This window comes from Chryseobacterium arthrosphaerae, assembly GCF_001684965.1.
Taxonomy (GTDB): domain Bacteria; phylum Bacteroidota; class Bacteroidia; order Flavobacteriales; family Weeksellaceae; genus Chryseobacterium; species Chryseobacterium arthrosphaerae.
In genome coordinates this window covers 2305119-2325193 of sequence record NZ_MAYG01000001.1, presented here as the reverse complement: position 1 = coordinate 2325193, position 20075 = coordinate 2305119, and the positions used below count along the sequence as shown (strand labels likewise).

Annotated in this window: 14 protein-coding genes; 5 read left to right on the top strand and 9 right to left on the bottom strand. The window is 38.6% G+C overall.

Translation table 11 applies throughout. The annotated features are described in order from the left end of the window. Positions 1 to 231: 231 nt before the first annotated feature. Positions 232 to 846 carry a 4'-phosphopantetheinyl transferase family protein gene (locus tag BBI00_RS10375; RefSeq protein ID WP_065398696.1) on the top strand — a complete coding sequence of 205 codons (615 nt, stop codon included), beginning with the start codon at positions 232 to 234 and terminating at the stop codon, positions 844 to 846. On the opposite strand, the gene BBI00_RS10370 is transcribed toward BBI00_RS10375, so the two are convergent. Next, positions 827 to 3091 carry an FUSC family protein gene (locus BBI00_RS10370; protein WP_065398695.1) on the bottom strand — a complete coding sequence of 755 codons (2265 nt, stop codon included), beginning with the start codon at positions 3089 to 3091 and terminating at the stop codon, positions 827 to 829. The genes BBI00_RS10375 and BBI00_RS10370 overlap by 20 nt on opposite strands. 255 nt (positions 3092 to 3346) lie before the next feature. Here BBI00_RS10370 and blaCHM point away from each other — a divergent pair, with 255 nt between their 5' ends. Next, the gene (blaCHM, locus tag BBI00_RS10365; RefSeq protein WP_083988473.1) at positions 3347 to 4105 is read left to right on the top strand and encodes a CHM family subclass B1 metallo-beta-lactamase; all 759 of its coding nucleotides are present in this window, start codon (positions 3347 to 3349) and stop codon (positions 4103 to 4105) included. Positions 4106 to 4480: 375 nt separating this feature from the next. Here the strand turns inward: blaCHM and porV are convergent, their stop codons facing one another. Continuing rightward, complete coding sequence (porV, locus tag BBI00_RS10360) at positions 4481 to 5644, bottom strand: type IX secretion system outer membrane channel protein PorV (RefSeq protein ID WP_065398694.1); 1164 nt, start codon at positions 5642 to 5644, stop codon at positions 4481 to 4483. 60 nt (positions 5645 to 5704) lie between these two features. Next, entirely contained in the window at positions 5705 to 9601 is a 3897-nt protein-coding gene (gene porU, locus BBI00_RS10355; RefSeq protein WP_065398693.1) for a type IX secretion system sortase PorU, read from the bottom strand. A gap of 165 nt (positions 9602 to 9766) precedes the next feature. Between porU and gldJ the strand changes: the two genes are divergently transcribed. After that, a complete protein-coding gene (gene gldJ / locus BBI00_RS10350) occupies positions 9767 to 11368 on the top strand; it encodes a gliding motility lipoprotein GldJ (protein WP_065398692.1) in 1602 nt (533 codons plus the stop codon). A gap of 154 nt (positions 11369 to 11522) precedes the next feature. Further along, positions 11523 to 12794, top strand: a complete 1272-nt coding sequence (locus BBI00_RS10345; RefSeq protein ID WP_065399703.1) for a UDP-N-acetylmuramoyl-tripeptide--D-alanyl-D-alanine ligase — start codon at positions 11523 to 11525, stop codon at positions 12792 to 12794. Positions 12795 to 12937: 143 nt separating this feature from the next. Here BBI00_RS10345 and BBI00_RS10340 read toward each other — a convergent pair whose 3' ends face one another. Next, on the bottom strand, positions 12938 to 13549 hold the full coding sequence (locus tag BBI00_RS10340; RefSeq protein ID WP_065398691.1) for an NUDIX hydrolase: 612 nt from the start codon (positions 13547 to 13549) through the stop codon (positions 12938 to 12940). Positions 13550 to 14153: 604 nt separating this feature from the next. Here BBI00_RS10340 and BBI00_RS10335 point away from each other — a divergent pair. Beyond that, positions 14154 to 14543 carry a hypothetical protein gene (locus BBI00_RS10335; protein WP_034699917.1) on the top strand — a complete coding sequence of 130 codons (390 nt, stop codon included), beginning with the start codon at positions 14154 to 14156 and terminating at the stop codon, positions 14541 to 14543. A 456-nt stretch (positions 14544 to 14999) separates the two neighbouring features. Here the strand turns inward: BBI00_RS10335 and BBI00_RS10325 are convergent, their stop codons facing one another. The 5 genes from BBI00_RS10325 to BBI00_RS10305 all read right to left on the bottom strand — a co-directional run bounded on the left by BBI00_RS10325 (position 15000) and on the right by BBI00_RS10305 (position 20061). Further along, a complete protein-coding gene (locus BBI00_RS10325; protein WP_228394748.1) occupies positions 15000 to 16055 on the bottom strand; it encodes a hypothetical protein in 1056 nt (351 codons plus the stop codon). A gap of 71 nt (positions 16056 to 16126) precedes the next feature. After that, on the bottom strand, positions 16127 to 16993 hold the full coding sequence (locus tag BBI00_RS10320) for a helix-turn-helix domain-containing protein (RefSeq protein ID WP_065398688.1): 867 nt from the start codon (positions 16991 to 16993) through the stop codon (positions 16127 to 16129). Between the two features lie 131 nt (positions 16994 to 17124). Further along, the gene (locus tag BBI00_RS10315) at positions 17125 to 18168 is read right to left on the bottom strand and encodes an anhydro-N-acetylmuramic acid kinase (RefSeq protein ID WP_065398687.1); all 1044 of its coding nucleotides are present in this window, start codon (positions 18166 to 18168) and stop codon (positions 17125 to 17127) included. An 8-nt stretch (positions 18169 to 18176) separates the two neighbouring features. Beyond that, a complete protein-coding gene (gene lptC / locus BBI00_RS10310) occupies positions 18177 to 18767 on the bottom strand; it encodes an LPS export ABC transporter periplasmic protein LptC (protein ID WP_065398686.1) in 591 nt (196 codons plus the stop codon). A 1-nt stretch (position 18768) separates the two neighbouring features. Next, entirely contained in the window at positions 18769 to 20061 is a 1293-nt protein-coding gene (locus tag BBI00_RS10305) for a hypothetical protein (protein ID WP_065398685.1), read from the bottom strand. Positions 20062 to 20075 lie beyond the last annotated feature (14 nt).

Here is a 20075-nt window from a genome sequence, read left to right as displayed (position 1 = left end):
GTCCAGAATTGGAAAAATTGTCACTTTCAAGACTGAAAAAATGTCAGAAATGACACCTTGTAAAATGATAATAAAGTGTTGATACAGCTGAATTTCTATCTGATAGGGAGGGGTTTATGAATGCTTTTGACCAGGTTATCTAAATAAGTTTGTCTGTGCTTTTATCGATAAATAGAAACTTCCGCCTCCCATCTTCCAACTTTTTCCTTATTTTTACCTAATAAAAAAACAATGCCCCTTTACCGAGATTTTTCAGATGATAATGCCACAATCCTTGTTTGGAAGTATGATGAGAGTGAAGAACTTGATATCAATACATTACTGGAACCTGAAAATGCCGAAAAGGTAAAAGATTATCACCCGAAAAAACTTCTGGAAGTGCTGATGGTACGTAAGCTTCTGAAAAGCTTAAAACCTCAGTCCAAGATTTTATATAAAGAAAGGGAACCTTTTCTTTCTCCTCAGGATGCCGAAATTTCCATTACCCATTCTTTTCCGTTTGCAGCCATTGCCATCTCTAAAAAGAAGATAGGAATAGACGTTGAAAAATTCAATCCCAAGATCTTAAGGGTGATAGATAAGTTCACGTATGAAAATGAACGGGGCTTCATTCCGGAAGATAAAGCCGATACTTTCTATACCATTATCTGGAGTGTAAAGGAAAGTATGTACAAGATCCATCATTCAAAATACTGGTCTTTAAAGAAAAACTATGAGGTGAAACCCTTTGAGCTGAAGCATCTGCATAAGATCAGCTGCCGTGTGTATGACGATCAGTTTTCAGATGAGTTCAAGGCCAGAGTAGAATTTTTTGATGATTACTGCTTTACGATTGTGGAGGAGTAGCATGTTTTTCACTCCTGTACTTTTCGATCACTTTTCGCTGTTCTTTGGCAACGTCATAAATCAGCTCCAGGATATCATGAATATTCTTAAGCTCCGTCAGGTGTGATATTTTATCCGGATCTCTTCTGTCTACAATTTCATTTTCCTCAATCTCAGTTTTCCTTTTCAGAAGCATATCTTCAATGGAAGAATCTTCCGGTTCCAGGCGGCTTTCCATTTTCAGTGTTTCGGTCACATCATTACCGTTCAGAAGGGTAGAGGTCTGCTGCATTTCTGCCTCAATTTTTCTGCTCCAGCTTTCGGCATCTATTTCAGGATACTGCTCGTTGCTTTTGGCATATTGGGAAAGTGAAGCGGTATAGGCTGTTATAAGATGGGATGTAGCTACAAACTGATGTACTACCTCCAGTTTTTTCTGTTGGTTTTTAGGATCAGAGATCATCCGCTGGAAATTATCGGAGAGATTGGCCAGTGAAATAATGGCATTTTTTCTTTTCACCTTATAATCTTCAATATCAAAATTTCCTTGTAAGAATTTGGAAATTACACTCTGGAAATAAATGAGGTTATCTGCTGCAGATTTCTTCATCAGATCAAGATTCTGGGTATGTTCCCAGACAGGCAATACAATATAGGAAACAGCAAAAGCGATGATTCCGGCAATAGCGGTATCCAGCACCCTGTCTTTAAAAATAATATTGACTTTTCCGGGATTCAGGAAATTGAAACTCAGAAAAACATAAATCGTCATAAATAATACCGCCCAGAAGTACCTTCCTTTCAGGAAACTGAAGCACATAATCATACTGATCAGCAGGATGGCAAACAGAACACTGTTGATGTGTATGAAATGCAGAATGATATAGGCTATGGTGGCACCGGTAATGGTTCCATAGAGCCGAAGCAGGTTCCGCTGTTTCGTGATGGAGTAGGCCGGTTTCAGGATAGCGGTAATGGTGATCAGTATCCAATACGTATGGCCCAGCCCAAGAAAATCAAACATGGAGAAAAGATAGCCCAGCAGCAAAGCAGTGGTAATCCTTATCGCATGGCGGAAATGAGAAGACGATAATGAAATATTGTTCCTTAAAACTTTTGAATTAAGTTTCGGCTCATTCGGCATGAACTTTTTAAGGTCTAATCCGGTAGATAAACTTTTGGCAAGCTTTACGTTCTGGGAAAAGACTTTATAGATTTCGTTGATCTCTTTGGTGATTTCATTGATGCGCATCAGGATCTGGCGCAGAACCATGAAGTTTTCCAGACTGTCCGGGGACAGCTGCTTATTTCTGAGTTCGAAATAATTATAATTGAGATTCTTTAATTCAAGTTCAAGATTAAACATTGGCTTTGCCCTCGTTCCACTTTGAAGAGCGATTCCGATGTTTGTGATTTCTTCAGCCAGAAGATTAAGATAATCATGGATGTTGACCAGGATCATACTGTCTTCAAAACTTTGCTGGAGTTTCTGATAATCACTTTCAGAGGTCATCAGTTTCTCATGAAGGTCCATGGAATTCAGGAACATCAGCATCAGCAAACGGCTGGTGGTTGTGGATTCGTTGACGATGGTCCTTGTTTTGAAAACGGTTTCCCTGGTATCTTCCTGAAGATTTTTTATTTCGATCTGCTTGGCGATCACCTGAGTGGTCAGTTTATCAAAATCAGGGTTCTTCTGGTAATAGTTGGCTTTGATCTTTAAAAACTCGGCGAGCTGAAGATAATTCTCTCCAATCATCTGTCCGGCAAGTTTATAAGGCCGTATGGTAGTTACCACAAGGAAGATCAGTAAAAACCAGATGCATCCGCTGGCAAAGATGAGTAAGCTTTTTAAAATATTGCTTCCCGTAAGATGTCCGTCAATAAAGATAGCCAGTACTACAAGCGATAAGGAACCTACAGCTGCCAAACGCTGACCGTAGACCCCGATCAGGGAGAAAAACATACCGAATACAATGATCTCAAGAAGCACCAGTATCTTAAAATTCATGACAAGGCTTGCAATGAGTGCTACGAAAACGAAACAGCAAATCGCAAAGGCAAGGGCATTTCTTCTTCGTATAAAAGGACCCGGCTGGTCAGTAAGTGCAACAAAGCTGGTGCCCAGGGGAAAAAGGAAATATTCTTTCAGAATTCCGAAGTGGGCGAGGACTAAACAAGGCAGAACAGTGGCTAATGTAATCCTGATCGCAGAATATACATATTGACTGGTTACAAATTTTTTGAGTTCCGCCGAATAGTTCATACTACAAAAATAGCTATAGAATTTAAAAAAATCGGCATAAAAAAGAGACTTTTGTAAACTTAAATATTATATTTTTTTAATCATTGGTTTTTATCATCGTCAGAAGTTAATTTTACCTACAGAAAGTCCATGATCAATGGCTTTAAACATGAAATTGACCTACCATGCAGATGATCTGGTTGTGTTTGATTTTGATATACTTTCTGATAAATTCTGCCTGATAATTCTTAATTTCGTTTCTAAATCCATAAGCATATGAAAATCAGTATCGGAAGTATATTCATCTTTTTATTTTCTTTTGTAATCTTAGGCTGCAGTTCTCAGAATAAAAAAAGTTTTGCAGCGAAAGAAGTGTATAAATCCGGCAGTCTGATCGTTACTCAGATTTCGGAAAATGCTTTTATTCATACCTCTTTCAAACAAACCAATGATTTCGGCAATGTTCCCTGTAACGGGCTGATTGTTAAAAATAATAATGAAGCTATTGTTTTTGATACCCCTACGAATGATAAAGGATCTGAAGAGCTGATACAATGGATCAATGATGGTCTTCATGTAAAAATTAAGGCTGTTGTTCCAACCCATTTCCATGATGATAGTTTAGGTGGTCTTCAGGCTTTTCACAATAAGAAGATACCGTCATACTCCTATTCTAAGACCATAGAACTGGCTAAAGAAAATCATTTTACTGTTCCTCAAAATAGTTTTAATGACTTTATCATTTTAAAAGTAGGTCATGAAGAAACCGTAACAAAATTTTTCGGAGAAGGTCATACAAAAGATAATGTAGTAGGATATTTTCCAGGTGAAAAGATATTGTTCGGAGGCTGCTTGCTGAAAGAACTTGAAGCAAGTAAAGGATATTTGGGTGATGCTAATGTTTCAGCATGGTCCAATACCGTTGAAAAAGTTAAGAAAGAATATCCCGACGTAAAAATTGTAGTTCCGGGACATGGAGAATATGGTGATGGAAAGTTATTGGATTATACGATTCAGCTTTTTAAAGGGGAATAGTCAGTTTTTGCTTTGCAAAGTCAATGGTGAATAATTATGGAGGTATAATTATAATAAGATTGATTCTTTGAATTTTTTCACGCAAAGATTTTTGTTATTAAGATGTATTATTTCAGGGAGCAAAGGTTGGATTCAATTTCATTGATTCTTTCTAAGCGACTGTATATCCATGCAGCTGTTTGCATTTTAGAAATAACTTGCTTTGTTTAATAAAATGGATTGTATATTAATTTCAATTTTGCTCTACAGGTTAACGATGGATATCAAAGTATAAAAATTCACGAGCGAAGCGGATTGACTATTCACATTTCAATATTTCACAAAAAAAGCCTCATTACATAGGTATGAGGCTTTTTGTATAATTTTTGCTGTTGCTTAACGTTCGTTGTTGGATGTTTCTTCTCCGATGTTCCAGGTAAGACCGAAACGAAGGGTATTATCCAAAGCACTGTTGATTTTAGACATATTGATCAGGTAAGAAAGATCCAGTCCGAAAGAACGGTATCTTAAGCCGACACCCGCTGTTGCAAACTGTCTTGCTCCCTGCTCTTCACTTTCATGGAAGTAACCTCCTCTTACGGAGAAAGCATTGTCATATGAATACTCCAGAGCACCACTGTACATGATACTGTTTTTGTTTTTGAAAGATTTTCCGATACCGGCCATAGGACCTACGTTTGGAATTTCATATCTTGGCTGTCTTGTATTCGGGTCTATTCCTACATATTCAGATCCGGGAACCAGAAGTTTTGATCCTTCCACAGAGATTCCGATTCTGTTCATGTCATCCAGGAACATGTCATATCCAACCCCTAATCTTGCCATTGTAGGAAGATAAGATCTGGATTCTTCATTTCCTGTATAGTCAAGCTTCGGACCTAAGTTTTGAACCGCCAAACCTGCATTTACCCTACCGTCATATCCTCCGAAACTTGAGAATCTTGGGGAAGTATAGTATCCTGAAATATCTACAGCAAAACTATTCGCTGCCTTAAGCGTAGTATCTGTGTTGAATCCTCCGGCTAAGTCTGAACGGATGAATCTACCGGTAACAGCTCCTGAGAAAGAATCAGAAAGTTTCAGGGCATACGCTACATCAATAGAGAATTCATTTGGTTTTGATGTACCCATTGAAGCGATCTCCGTACCTACCAATTGTGTCAGGTCAACCTGTCCCATATTGAAGTAATAGATACTTGCAGAGATGGTAGATCTCTCTTCCTGTCCTAGAAACTTATGGAAGGAAGCATATAATAAGAATACATCATTGGTCAGTTTTCCCATATAAGGCGTATAGTTAAGACCTACGGAAGAACTTGTTCTGCTAAAAGGATATTTAGCCGCATTCCAGAATTGTGAAAATGCATCCGGAGAGGTTACCACTCCCTGATCTCCCATACCTCCTGATCTTGCATCAGGTGCAATTCTCAGGAAAGGAGCTCCGGTAAGTACTGGGTTTACTTTACCTAAATCTTGCGAATAGCCTAAAAAACCAGCACTCAAACCAAATCCTAAAAGCAGTTTAGTAGTTAAATTCATATGTTGTCTTTTATATATTATCAGTTTTTTATTAATTTTATTATCTATGTCTTATTTAAATTATTTCAAAAGTACCATTTTTTCTACAGCTGTGGCACTTCCTTTGCATTTTTCTTGGTTTTGACTTTTTGCAAATATCTTAAAAATATACGTACCTTTTGCAACAGTAGACCCAAAATCGTCTCTTCCATCCCATTCTATTGCCTGACGAGGGGTTCTGAAGCCCTGTAGGAACGGTTCTGCAACCACCGGCTGAGATAGAGTTCTTACCAATCTACCGGTAATGGTATAGATTTGCACATTCACATCCAGGATATCATCACAATTATGCTCAAACTGAATATACGTCTTATTGGTAAACGGATTAGGCCAGTTCAGCGGACGGTTGATGGTCAGATGCTGATCGGATTCATCCTTAACTTCAAAGTTTAACGTAGCAGTTGTCGAATTATTGTTTATATCCCAAACTTTAAATGTCAGCTGGTGTTGCCCGATCGCAAGGTTTTTGAAAGGATAGGTTACATTTCCTTTCTGATAGTCGGCAAGACTTGGGTTCAGGCATCCGTTTCCTTCCCCAGGAGCGTAGAAATCATTTAAGATAACGGTATTGATGATCTGACCATCCAGATAGACTGTAATATCATGACCAATTCCAGATCCAGTAGAGTTGATCCCCGTGTCATCCGTAAGACAGGCAAGAAGCATCGGATTCTGATTGGTAATTCCACCATCTGCAAAGTTGGTGTTGTTCATATACAGTTTTACTTTTGGCGGCTGATTGTCATTGATTCCGTTCGGGTTAAGATCTCCCACCTGCACAGCCTGGTTATTGAATACGTCAAAGGATTTATTATCGGCATATCCTAAAATCCTTCCTTCCCCTACAGCGTAGTTGATGTCTTTAGGAACATAGAACTCTGCAGTGAATACTCCGTTTACAGCGGTTCCTGCTGCTTTTACGATAGGGCTTCCTTCTTCGGTATATTCTAATATTGGGGTAAGCACTCCAATATTGTTCAATGTTTTTTTATTCAGTCTCTTGTCAAAGATATTGATGGCAACTTTTCCGTTGAAGGTATTGTTTAAGGTTCCGTCAGCTTTGTTGATGTGCCCTTTTACCTTTACGAAGTCCAGCCCTCTGATGAGTCCCGGAACCGGTGTTTCAATATTGTCAATAACCAAAAGTCTCTGTGGTCTGCTCAGTTTCATGGCAGGGTCACCCAGGAAGTTTACCTTCAGGTGGTTATTGTTCGGCCCTTTCTGTTTTTTTGCAATTAAATGAGCATTTCCTAAGGAATTGAAATCATCATTGGTTAATTTAAAAATATTCCGGGTAAAAGTGTTGGTGAAATCACGTCCATAATCTACTCCAATGGCACGGCTGGAAGTAATCATGGTAGAAGCACCTCCCTGTTTTAGTTTGATGAACTGTTCTCCTACAGAATTGGTTCCCGGTTCATCCCATAATGTAAACTCACAGGTAATGGTAGAAACAAACGGAAATCTACTGTATATATTAGAAAAGTTGTGGGCATTTTGTACCTCTGTACTGGTTAATATTCTTTCCTGAGCCCAGCCATTGATTCCTCCATGTCCGAAATAGAATAAATATAAACTGTTTCCTATAGCATTGGAAATAGCCTGGGTAACCTGTGGAAACCTTAGACCTGCTGACGTACTTTGAGCAGCAAAGGCATCCATATAGAGTTTTTTGACATTATATTCCTTAAGCTCCTGCTGGCCGGGTTGCTCGAATATGCCGGCGAGAGAAGAGTTCATCACGTTATGGAATGGAGATCCTCCTTCATTATTGTCATCCACTACAAAATCAAGCCGCATACGCCAATCCCCGAAAGGGCTCGACTGTCCCGGAAGAGCGTTGTAATAAGCCAGCGTTTTGTTGATCATATCTCCTGCTTCAGAGGCATTGGTCGCCGGAATTCTTCCCACAGGAATATCCGGTAAATTGTTTTCAATCAAAAGATTGTTCTGTGGCTGGGTCATCACAATATAATCATCGGTAACGAATGATGATACCACATCGGAAGACTGCTCACTCTGGTAGCTGGAAACAATATTGTTATTATTGGATATTCTGTTTTTATAATCGAATGAAGTATCCCCGAGAATAAATACATACTTTAATTTTCCGCCTGCATTCAGTCTGGTAACAAAATCCCTTACAGCAGTAAGGTCTTTACTTCCGCTTCCGAATTCTTCATAAATTTTATTGACGTCTACAATCTCTACTTTATAATTGTTGGCTGTCTGATGGTAATTGGCCAGTCTCTGTGCCTGTCCCATCAGTTCAGGAACCGTAAGGATGAGGTAATCCACATTCTGTAATGCGGAAAGGTTCTGATTGGCTATTCTTCCTACAAACTGCGGGCTGTAGGCCGCATCAGCACGAAAAGCCACAAATTCATTATTGAAGTTCGGGTCAGAAGCAGTATAAGCGAAGTTGAAAGAACCTGCTCCTCCTTTATTCACCCTCCTGTTGGCATTGGTAATATCGGTAACATCCCATACCTGTTCCATGGCGGTTGCATTGGAAATACTGAAACCATAATCGGTATTACTCCCGCTGACAATAGAAAAGTCCCTGAAGTTCATCTGGGAACCATTGAAGGTAAGATTTTCTTTGTACTGCAGTTCAATATAATCAAAGTAAAAATTCCCGTTAGGGTTTTTAGTGATGTTAGGATTATAGTTGAGTGTAATCTGGTTTCCTGTAAGATTGGTGACAGTCCCGCTATACAGTAAAGGATAAAAATTATACTGAACCCCTCCAGAGTCTGGGGGTACATCTTTTGTAGCAGGCGCCGAGTTGTTGATTTTAAACTCAATGCTGTTCTGCTGTGACTGGTATCCTATGACCTGAGTTCTGTATCTTATGACGTCGTTGGCCTGAATAGGGGAGTTTGTAGTGACTGTGATATCCTTTACATTATTGAAAGGCGTTGCCTCTACCCAGGTTCTCCCTACTTTTACCAGGTTTTTCTCATCCTTATTGATCACAAAATAATTATCATATCTCGTAATCAGCTGAGGAGGAAGGTTTACATCTATGGTCTGTACTCTTTTTCCTGCACCTTTATCAAAGTTGATATAATAATAGGAAAAATCTTCATATATATTCTTTACGTTGTTGCTGCGCTCGAAAAACCTTGTGTCTCTTCTTTTAAAACCGTTTCCATTATTGGTGTCATACAGGTTGTAACCATCAGGTCCCTGCGCATAGAAAAGAGCATAGTCATTATCATTCCATACCCCGTCATCTTCACCTACCACCTGGATGGCATTTTCCTGCAGGGCGCTGTATCTGGTATCCTGATTAAATTCAGGAAGCATAATTCCTCCGTTTCCGTAAATCCTGAAATTTTTGGGATTCACAGAAGCAGGATTGATCCCGTTATCCTTTAAAAACTGAGCCGTAATTTTGAATACTCCCGACTTGTCCACTTTTATCTTATAAAAATTTCCGCTGGAAAGAGGGTTTACAGTAGTTCCTATTTTGTTTGCTCCACCTGACTTGCTGAGCGGGAGAGAACCTTCAGTAACATTGAATGATGATAATCTCTGAATACGGCCTTTTACATTTTTGAATAATGCAACACTGATGCTGGCATAGGTTTCTCCTTCCAATGTATAATATGAAACATCTGCCACATCATAATCGGGAAGACTTCCTCTGTCAAGCTCAAATAAATCCTTATTGGAGACATTTTCCCAGGCAAGGTCAGAAATTTTCAGCTGCTTTTCTCCGATTTTTTGCTTAGTTACTATAAAAACATTATTTTGGCTGAAAGAAAAACCTTCATTTTTGAAATTGGGAAGATTAATTTTTGTGTCACCAAAGTCCTGAATTTTAGAACCATTCCATTCTATGGTGTTTCTTTGGGCGTAAAGTGTTGATGCAAAAGCGATTAAAGATAAAAGCGTGATTTTTCGTTTCATGTTTACTATTGAAATTGCTAAATTACAAAATAAATGAAAATTTTAGAATTAAATTGTAATACAATAAAATTAATTTGTTATCGTTTTTCAAAAAAATCAAATCTTTATTTGATTTATTGAATAATTTATTTTTTCTTTGTACTCTTGAAAATATTTATATCGACTATGAAAAAACTAAAGTTGTTTTCATTAATAGCATTAAGTTCTACACTTGCATTAACCAGCTGTGGCGGATCAGGGACCAGCAAAGGTGGCGGTACCAAAAAATTTGTCAGTAAAACAGGTTGGAAACCAAACGAAAAACAGGGTTGGTTTTTTGCAGGAAAGCAACAGAAGCAGAAGGGTTGGCCGGGAATGGTATATGTAGAAGGTGGAACTTTTACAATGGGATTAGTGAAAGATGATGTTATGCACGATTGGAATAACACGCCTCGCAGAATGCAGGTAAGTTCATTCTTTATCGGAGAAACTGAGATTACTAACTATGAATACCGCGAATACCTTACATGGTTGAAGTATGTATTCCCACCAAGTGACCCAAGCTTTAAGGAAATCTATAACGGTGCTTTACCGGATACCTTATTATGGGACAACAAATTAGCTAGAAACGATTATCAAGAAACGTATCTGCGTTCTCCGGAATTCGATTATTATCCGGTAGTAGGGGTTTCCTGGACTCAGGCAAACAGATATTGCGAATGGCTTACAGACAGAGCAAATGAAAAAGCTTTGATGCAGGCCGGTATTATTGCCAAGGATTTATATATTAATGAATCCAACAACCAGGGAGGTACTGCTTTCAATATGGATAAATTCAAATCGAATGATCCTGAAATGCAGGGCTACATCAATGAAAAAAGAATGCAGCAGAAAGCAGGTATGAAAACTACCAACCAGAGATTACTGGCTGCAAACAGAGCTCCAAATGCTTCAATGGTAATGAAGTTCAGACTTCCTACTGAAGTAGAATGGGAATATGCTGCTCTTGGTATGGCTAAGAACAGAGAATACAACCAATACCTTGGTAAAAAACCTGAAATCGAAAGATTAAGAGGTACCAAAGGAAGAGATAGAGGAATGTTCCTTGAAAACTTTAAAATGGGTAAAGGTGACTATTCAGGTATCGCAGGATGGAAAAACGACGGTTCTGCACAGACTTCTGATGTAAGACAATATCCATCTAACGATCTAGGTATATATGGTATGTACGGTAACGTTGCAGAATGGACTGCCGATGTATACAGACCAATCATCGATGAAGACTTCAACGACTTCAATTACTACAGAGGAAATATGCCTCAGGCTATTGTAAGAAACGGTGACGGAACTTACAAAATGATTGACGAAGGAACCATCAAGTATGATACACTTGCTGACGGAAGATTAGTATACAAAGGACTTCCGGGACAATTCGAAAGAGAAACTATTGCTGACTACAGAAACTACAGAGATGGTGACAGACAGTCTTCTTTAGAGTATTACAGAGCTTCAGATTCTGCTGCAGGATTTGATATGTATAATGCACCGAAGAAAAGCTTCATCGTAGATGCCAGCGGTAGAGTAAAAATGCAGAAAGATACTAAAGAAAGAACATCCGGAATTTCTAACGACGTTAGAGTAGTAAAAGGAGGTTCTTGGCAGGATACAGCTTACTGGCTGGATCCGGGACAGAGAAGATATAAAAATCAAGGTAAAGCTTATGGTTGGATTGGATTCCGTGTTGCACAGGATGCAAGAGCCAGCGATAAGAGTAGAACTAGAAGATAATATTTATCAGAAAATACTTAAAAAAAACCTTCCGGATTTCCGGAAGGTTTTTTTATTTTTGAACCTTGAAACCGCCTGGGCTGAAAAATCTCAAAAACTCATACAGATTTGGCAATGGCATGTGATTTCTTTTAAAAAAAATATATATTTCCACATGAATATAGAACAGTTTTATCCTTTGTTTCTGCAGGCTTCTAAAGTAACCATCGACAGCAGAAAGATTGCAGAAAATGATATTTTCTTTGCCTTTTCAGGTGATAATTTCAATGCAGCAACTTTAGCTGAGAAAGCCATAGATGAGGGAGCCTTAGCGGTAATTGTCGAGCAGCAGGAATTTGAAAACAGGGATAAAAATATTTTCTATGTTCCTTCTACACTTGAGTTCCTGCAACAGCTGTCCATTTATCACAGAAGCCGGCTCAATATTCCTTTTATAGGCCTTACGGGAAGTAATGGAAAAACGACTACGAAAGAACTGATCCACGCTGTACTTTTTGAAAAATTCAATGTGCAGTATACCTACGGGAACCTGAATAATCATATCGGAGTACCGCTGACGATTCTTTCCATTAAACCTGAACATGAAATGGCAGTGATCGAAATGGGAGCCAACCATCAGAAGGAGATCGAATTCCTGTGTACAATTTCCCGGCCTGATTTCGGATATATCACCAATTTCGGTAAGGCACATCTGGAAGGCTTCGGAGGTTTCGAAGGAGTGATCAAAGGAAAATCGGAGCTATATGACTATCTTAAAAATAATCATAAGACTATCGTAGTCAATGAAAATGATCCTATTCAGGTGGGAAAAACAGAAAAATATTCACCTGTCATCACTTTTGGAAAAGCAGATTCAGATTATAATTTTGAGGCATTCTCAGAAGAACATTTTGTAGGGTTAAGTTATGAAGGAACAAAAGCAGTATCAAAACTGACCGGAGAATATAACTTTACCAACCTTTGTGCCGCCGCAAGTCTTGGACTTCATTTTGGGATCAGCTTTGAAAAGATAAAACATGCGATTGAGTTATACACTCCAACGAATATGCGTTCACAGGTCGTGAAAAAAGAAGGCCGGACATTGGTACTTGATACCTATAATGCCAACCCAAGTTCTATGACAGCTTCACTGCATAACTTTATTACTTTTGAAGGTAAAAAAACCATTATTATTGGGGACATGCTTGAGCTGGGCGAGGAAAGTGAAAAAGAGCATCAGAACATCCTGAAGCTGGCACAGGACCTGAATTTTGATGAAATCATTACGGTAGGAAAACACTTTAAAGCAGTAAACAATTCAGTACTTGCTTTTGAAAATACAGCCGAACTGGCAGAATACCTGAAACAGCATACGATACAATCTGAAAATATCTTACTGAAAGGGTCGAGAGGAATTGCCCTGGAAAAAGTAATTGAGTTTATTTAAGGCGAAGCCGGGAGCAGGAAGAAGGGAAGCCTTTTAAAAGAAGAATCCTTTTTTATTCAGCAAATAACTTGTTAGAATGAGCATGAGAAGTTAGCCTTTGGGTATAACTTCCATCTTCATTCTTCCATCTTCCAGCCCAAAAACTATCTTTTCTTCGAATCCCAGAACTCTTTTACAATCAGTTTAATATTCTGAAATGTACTTGGGAAAACCTCACTTTCAATCTGGGCGGTGTTTTTCCAGGCTACTTCAGTAATGCCTTCTTCTATCTGTGGTGTTGAAGTGTCTTCACCATTGAAGTTCATTTCAAACCAATGGGTACACTTCAGAATCTTCTCACCGTTTCTTTCAATATAGATATGGTAAGTTGTATTGATAAACGCTATAAGTTCCACATTCTTCAGACCGGTTTCTTCTTCAATTTCCCGCACTGCAGATTCTTCCCTGGATTCTCCTTTTTCCATTTTTCCTTTAGGAAGATCCCATCTGCCCAACCGTTTGATGAAAAGAGTTTCTCCGTCAGAATTATTCACAAGACCTCCTGCAGCTTCAATGATTCTGAAAAGCTTCTGAAACTCTTTCCAGATCTCATCTATATTATCACCATAAACGTTCAGTTCATTCACAGAAGTATTCTCCAAAAGATCCAATGCTATCTCTAAAGTCGTGAAACTTTCATACCCAAGTTTTTTTTCAAGTTCCTCAGGTTGTCTGGATATCAATAATTTTTTTTCGTTCACAAAAACTTTATACATTTTCAATATTTATTGGAGGTATTGGTAATCAGTTATTTGTATTTTGTAAAAATTGTAAAGCAGGTAAATATTCCTGCCGGTTTAATTGTCTTTCTACTAAAATATCTTCACAAATATATAAAATAAAGGACAAAATGTTCCGCTAAGGGCTTTATTTTTCTTCTCAGAACAAATGTTTGTACGTGGCTTAAATGATTTCAGTATGATAAGATTTGAACAATGATGGCGGATAATGACGGACCATCTGAAAAAGTGCATCAATAGGGTTTTGGCTTCCGGTTTAATAGGATCAGGACTTTGCTCAACGGCCTTACAAGAACAGATGCAGATGATTTTAGATGTTTCACATATTATTAAATGCAGATCTGCTTTTAAAAGTCTGTTTTGGGTGGTGTCTTTGTTGATTTTTTTTATAATTTTGTTGTTATAGCAAATAGGAGTCTGTCATTCATCCACTCTTGTAAGAGGGCTTTGCAGTCTTAAAAGGTTTTTGGAACTTACTATTGCTGTTATCAATCATTATGGTGTTGAAATATTGATTGTTAAATTAATATGCCGGGCCAAGCCGGGTGTGCGGGAATTAAAATTTAAATACAAAATAAAAATGAATTTAGAAGGACGAAAAATTATTGTCAATAAATCATCCAAAGAACTTACAGAGTTGTTGAAATCACCTGAAAATTATAAAGATTTTATGCCGGATGGTCTTCAAAAATTTGAAACCAGAGATAACGGTTTTAAATTCGGGTTGCAGGGAATGCCTGAAATCGCTTTGAAAATTGATGAAGTAGATGATCAGAAAGCAGTATTGAGATCTGCAAGCTCAAGCCTGGATTTTTCATTAACGGCGACTTTAAATCCGATCAGTGAAAATCAGACAGAAGTTCAGATGCTGTTTGAAGGAAAATTCAACCCGTTCATCAAAATGATGGTTGAAAAACCCCTGCAGAACTTTATCAATACCCTGACAGATAAGATCGAAGCCTACAAATAATATAAAAAACCTTCAGCAATGAAGGTTTTTTTATTGAAAGCCCGTACTTGTGTTTTTCCTGAGAAGCAAATAGAAAAAGCAGGATCATGCGGATTCTTCCGGATAACAGAGTCTTTTTTAAATCTTACTAACGATGCTTTAGTTATCCGGTCCTGCATTGGCTTTTCCTATTTTAAATCTTCTCATTTATTATTTTTGATTTCCTTTCCGGAAGCATGGGTATTTAAAACCTTACACCGGCTTCTTGCTGAGTCTTCAATAAGCACTCATTAACTCTACTTTTACTTCACGATTTTTTTTGTCCTGAAGAGGAATCTGTATTTTTCTAAAAGCTTCAAGCTTCTCCTGGCTGTTTTTGCAACCGGAACATAGACTGCCTGTAATTACCGTTAAACATAATAGACCGGTCACTGTCTTAAATCCTGCTTTTCTCATGCCTCAGTTATTGGTCTTACACTACTGATTCTTTTTAAAAAGTCCTGCTTTTAAGTCTGAACCAATCGAGCCTTCTGCCAGTTGCAGGTAGTTTCTTTTACTCTGGTCCTTTTCTATTTTTACAGTTCCTGTAGTCTGTACATTTTTCATTTCCAGAAAATCGGTTGAAGTTGCATCGCTGTCGCTTAGCGGACCGCTTCCATATCCTGCAAGCTTATTATAATCTGTGAAAATACAGTCAGAAGCTTTATAGCTGCGTTTACTGCCTTTTTCCCTGATCCATATCGTACTGGTACCGGCTATAATATTATGATGAAAATCGAAATCATCCCCATGGGTACCCTGGGTAGTCCATACACCACAGAAATATCCACCATATACCAGCGAATGGCTCATGGCACTGCGACTGCCTTTCCCTCCGTCATTTTTCCAGAAAACAACCGGGATTTTACAGTTGAAAAAGACGCAATGATCAATCACCAGCCCATAGCCATTAGCGATAACTCCTACATGCAAGGGGAGAACATCTGCATTTCCGGCAAAAAGGCATTGGCTTACGAGCAGATCATCTAAACTCTTTCCATCACGCCAGATGGGATACGAACGGCGTAGGTTGGTACCGTCTATATAAGAATAGTCCGGACTGCCGGTAAAGCGGAGCCCTTCAATAGTCACATGGCTTACTTCAGGCTGTATACCTCTTGCTTCCAGGCCTCCCACACCCGGCTCCAGTGGCGTTGCTGTCACTACAACAGGCATCTTTTGAGGAGTCCAGCCCGCATCATCAGGCATAACTTCTGCACGGATGACGAGCCGGTCTTTAAGAGTATACTTATCATTGTTGAAGATAACAGTTTGAGTTAGCAGATGTACCCCTTCCGAAAGGAAAATGGTTGTAGCTTCCTTCTGCTTGTTCGAGTTGACCCGTTTGGCGGCTTCCATGATGGTCTTTAGCGGTTGTGTCTTTGTTCCGGAATTAACATCGTTACCGGCCTGGGGATTTACATATAGTTGCTCCGCCTGTATCAGAAGCAGGTTCAGCATAAACAGGAGTAAACTGAATGTATATTTTATCATGTTCCTTTTTTTTGTAAAATTAGGAACAGTTTTACCTTCTGAAAAGGTCATTTTATCTTTAAACTGATCATTTAAATGTTCTTCCGGTATTGTTGAGGCGTGATCCCGGTAAGTTTTTTAAAGAAACGGTTAAAATTGGAAGGATCTGAGAAGCCGAAGTCATAAGAAATTTCTTTGGCAGATTTGTTCTGGTAAAGTTGTTTCTTTATTTCTGAAATAAGCTTGTAATGGATCATTTGCTGAGCAGATAATCCGCTGAACTGCCTGCAGATTTTATTAAGGAAACCCGTACTCACATTAAGCATCTGGGAATACGCTTCAACACTTCGGTCACTCATAAACTTCTTTTCAAGTAAGGACCGGAATCTATAAAAATCTGAATGTACATAAGTATCCCTCTGAACATTGTATACCCCTGCGTAGTACCGGTTGAGAATGACAAGCAGCTGATATAAAAGTGATCGGATCAAATGATTGCTGTCATTCTGAAGCTGCCCGAATTCCAGTTCTATACCATGCAGAAGTTCCAGACACTTTTCAAATGCATCTTCAGATATTTTCATTTCTGTGGGACTTGAATACTGGTGGAAATATTGAAACCGGTAAAGAAACAGTTCGTCCGAGAAAAAAAGATGAAGAAAATCTTTCTCAAAAAGCAGGGTGTAGCCTTTGATACTTTCTTCTATTTCCCAGTGACGCACCTGCCCGGGGCTTGTAAAAATAATTGTTCTTGGGGCGATGTGTATTTTATTTTCATCCAAGGTAAAAGTTCCGGTTCCGTTTTCAATGAAAAGAATTTCATAAAAACTAAGCTGGTGCAGCGTCTCATCCAATACGAAATGGTTCAGTGTTTCGATACGTCCGATATCCAAAAGAAGCTCCTGTCCATACTTACATGGGAGAAAATGATACGTTTTAATTTTTGTCAGTGAAGCCATTTCTTTTACAGTTTTCTTCTTGTTCTATAGATGAACTAAAATACAAATTTTCTTCCGGCTATAGATTGACAGCACAAGCAAACGTATTGAAAGGAATCTTTTTACACGGACAGAATCAGAAAGAAACTTTCCTAAGCCATAACGCCTGAACTATGGTCAATAGTGCTTCCGGTAGCTGAAGAAAGAACGTTGATTTCATTATTCATTCTTAAAACTCCCATAAAGGCAAAGATCAGGGCTTCTTTATAATCGATGATCTCTTTTTCAGGAATGATGATCCCGGATTTTGTTTTTGCCTTTATTTTTTCAGTTAAAAAAGTGTTTGAGGCACCTCCTCCCGTAATCAGGATATCTTTTACATGGTGAGTATTGATAACGTTGGCGATTTGTTGAGCCGTGTGCTCGGTAAACGTGGCCAGTGCATCTGAAACCTCTATGTTTTCCAGAGCAGGAAAAATATATTCATTGCACCATTCTATTCCTAATGATTTAGGATGGGGCTGATGGTAAAAATCCAAAGAATTAAACCGGTTCAGCAGGTCTTCATTGATCTTTCCCTGTCTTGAAAGGTCGCCGTTTTCATCAAAATCTTTACCCAGTTTCCGGGCCAGGCGATTGAGTACAATATTAACCGGGGCAATATCAAAGGCAATTCTTTTACCATCGGATTGTAAAGAAATATTGGAAAAACCACCAAGGTTAAGGCATGCGCCGTACTTTGAAAAAAGTAATTCATCGCCGATAGGAACCAAAGGGGCTCCATTTCCCTGCATCAGAACGTCCTGGGTCCTGAAATCATAGATTACCGGTAAACCTGTTTCCAGTCTGATGGCACGGCCGTCACCGATCTGAAGGGTAAATTTTCTGTGAGGCTGATGAAAAACCGTATGACCGTGGGAAGCTATCAGATCAATATTTTCCAACTGATGCTGATCTATAAATTCCCTGACTTTCTGCCCAAGATAAAAACCATAATCGGAATTCAGTTCCAGCAGGTCTTCCGCAGAAAGGTGAATTGAGTTTTTCAGTCTTTTTTCCCAGCCGTCAGAATAGGGAAGGGTCTCTGCCTTCAGGATGCGGAAAGTCCATTGGTCCTGCTTTTCAAATTCAGCAAAGCAGATATCCAACCCATCGAGACTTGTTCCGGACATGAGCCCGATTGCCAGAGTTTTCATGGTGAAATTTATTTTTTATTCTCAGAGATCCTTTTGGAATTGAAGTCTCCGGAGTTATTGTAGAATGTATATTCAGAAAAATCGTCTTTCGCTGTCATTCCGTTAGCTCCTACAAGGGTAGAGCCGTCTTCCATCGTAACGAAGACCGTATCTTTGGTATAGATCCTCTTTTTTCTCTGATCCCAGAAGATGCTTTGCATCGCAAATTTTTGCCCTTCGTTGGTCGTGATCCTTACGTTGCCTTTAGCTTCGTAAAATTGTTTATAATCGTAAAATTTAGCGTATTTTGCTTTGATCGTTCCAGGAATTTTCGGTTTTTTCTTATCATAAAACTGAATATCAACTCCTCTTCTGGCAACAGTATAAGGACTGTCGATCAGCTCATATTTTTCTATAATAGGAGCTTTTGCCCTGAGGATGACAAATCCGGAGTCACGCTGTATGATATTGGCATTATTAATGATCTGTGAAGGAAAGTTTTTACTCTGATTACCTTTATTTTTGGTAAGATCTTCTTCACAGGATGTCAATATAAAAAATATAGCACAACTAAAAAGGCATGCTATATTTTTATATGATATTTTTTTTGAAAAGTTCATTCTAGTTATAAAGAGTCTTTCTGAACCATTTATCAGCAAAATTGAAGCCGACTCTCAGGTTGACAAAATTCTGGTTGATCAGGTTGTTATTAAGCGTTCCTCTCTTACCTACTTCTAATCCTATTTCAAGACCACTCATTCTTGTAATACTGCTGTTTTTGAACGGAAGCATTACTCCGGCAGAAATACCGAATTTATTGATGCTGTTTCCTTCAAGTTTCAGATTTCCTCTTTCATAGAAAGCTCCATATCTGTAGATTACTCTGGAGAAATAACTTCTGAAGTTATTGTAGTTGGGAAGGTACCATCCACCGGCAGAAATTCTGTAAGTATCCTGGAAGTCGATTGTTTTCCCGAAGTAAGAAATATCCTCTCCTTTTTTATAATCAAGCTGTCCGGAAACAAACCAGTGATTTTCGCTTCCGTATCCGGCTCCTAAGGAAACCTGGAACGGAATAAGGTTTTTAGAACTTACACTTTTCTGATCCAGAACGCTGATGCTTTCATTGATCTTGGTACCGGCTTTTTCGTCCGCGTATCTGTAAGTACTGTTGGTATAATCCGTTGTTGCATTGCTGGTATTTCCAAACGTAGCAGTAGCACCCAATGTCAGCTTTTTATCTGTACGGGTATTGATCGTCTGGTAGCTTGTCCCTAACGTAAAATTAAAGTTTCTGATTCTGTTTTTCGTTTCATAGCCATTAACGTATTCAGTACCTACTGCACGGAATTCATTAAGATCATTTAAATCTCCGAAATAAAGATTGGCTCTTGCACCTACAGAGAATTCCTGACTGACTTTATAGGCAACGGCAAGCTGGGCAATATTTACGGTCCCGTTTCCTTTGAAATTATTTCTGTACAGAAGTGCTCCGTCAGCATCCTTTTGATCAGTCTGGATATCGTAGCTTTTAGAACTGTAAGGCTGGTATGAGATTCCCATTTTCACTTTTGGGGATAATGGAAATGCCAGTGAAATATTGGAAAGATACGTAGAATGCTTTGTAGATTTCATATCGTTATAGTTCGATTTGAAATAATTGTTTTCGTTGGTAGCTTCCAGTCTGATACTTGTAAGTTCAAAATTGGCGTTGTTTGCCGGGTTGGCAAAGTTGAAACTGCTGGTAAAGTCGCTTATAAAAGCTGTTGATATACCTCCCATGGAAGCAGTTTCGATCGTATTATCATATTTTACATCTCCGATTCCGTATGCTGCATAAGGAGAGTTACTTAGACTCTGTGCATTTAGAAAATATCCAACTGATATGAATGATACTACAAAGATTTTTTTCATTCTTTCTTTTTAAA

Excerpts from the sequence above, each read along its gene's own strand:
- porV (WP_065398694.1), bottom strand. The coding sequence starts at position 5,644 with ATGAATTTAACTACTAAACTGCTTTTAGGATTTGGTTTGAGTGCTGGT.
- BBI00_RS10345 (WP_065399703.1), top strand. The coding sequence starts at position 11,523 with ATGAATATAGAACAGTTTTATCCTTTGTTTCTGCAGGCTTCTAAAGTA.
- BBI00_RS10335 (WP_034699917.1), top strand. The coding sequence starts at position 14,154 with ATGAATTTAGAAGGACGAAAAATTATTGTCAATAAATCATCCAAAGAA.
- BBI00_RS10320 (WP_065398688.1), bottom strand. The coding sequence starts at position 16,993 with ATGGCTTCACTGACAAAAATTAAAACGTATCATTTTCTCCCATGTAAG.
- BBI00_RS10315 (WP_065398687.1), bottom strand. The coding sequence starts at position 18,168 with ATGAAAACTCTGGCAATCGGGCTCATGTCCGGAACAAGTCTCGATGGG.
- BBI00_RS10305 (WP_065398685.1), bottom strand. The coding sequence starts at position 20,061 with ATGAAAAAAATCTTTGTAGTATCATTCATATCAGTTGGATATTTTCTA.
- lptC (WP_065398686.1), bottom strand. The coding sequence starts at position 18,767 with ATGAACTTTTCAAAAAAAATATCATATAAAAATATAGCATGCCTTTTT.
- porU (WP_065398693.1), bottom strand. The coding sequence starts at position 9,601 with ATGAAACGAAAAATCACGCTTTTATCTTTAATCGCTTTTGCATCAACA.
- BBI00_RS10370 (WP_065398695.1), bottom strand. The coding sequence starts at position 3,091 with ATGAACTATTCGGCGGAACTCAAAAAATTTGTAACCAGTCAATATGTA.
- BBI00_RS10340 (WP_065398691.1), bottom strand. The coding sequence starts at position 13,549 with ATGTATAAAGTTTTTGTGAACGAAAAAAAATTATTGATATCCAGACAA.
- blaCHM (WP_083988473.1), top strand. The coding sequence starts at position 3,347 with ATGAAAATCAGTATCGGAAGTATATTCATCTTTTTATTTTCTTTTGTA.
- gldJ (WP_065398692.1), top strand. The coding sequence starts at position 9,767 with ATGAAAAAACTAAAGTTGTTTTCATTAATAGCATTAAGTTCTACACTT.
- BBI00_RS10375 (WP_065398696.1), top strand. The coding sequence starts at position 232 with ATGCCCCTTTACCGAGATTTTTCAGATGATAATGCCACAATCCTTGTT.
- BBI00_RS10325 (WP_228394748.1), bottom strand. The coding sequence starts at position 16,055 with ATGATAAAATATACATTCAGTTTACTCCTGTTTATGCTGAACCTGCTT.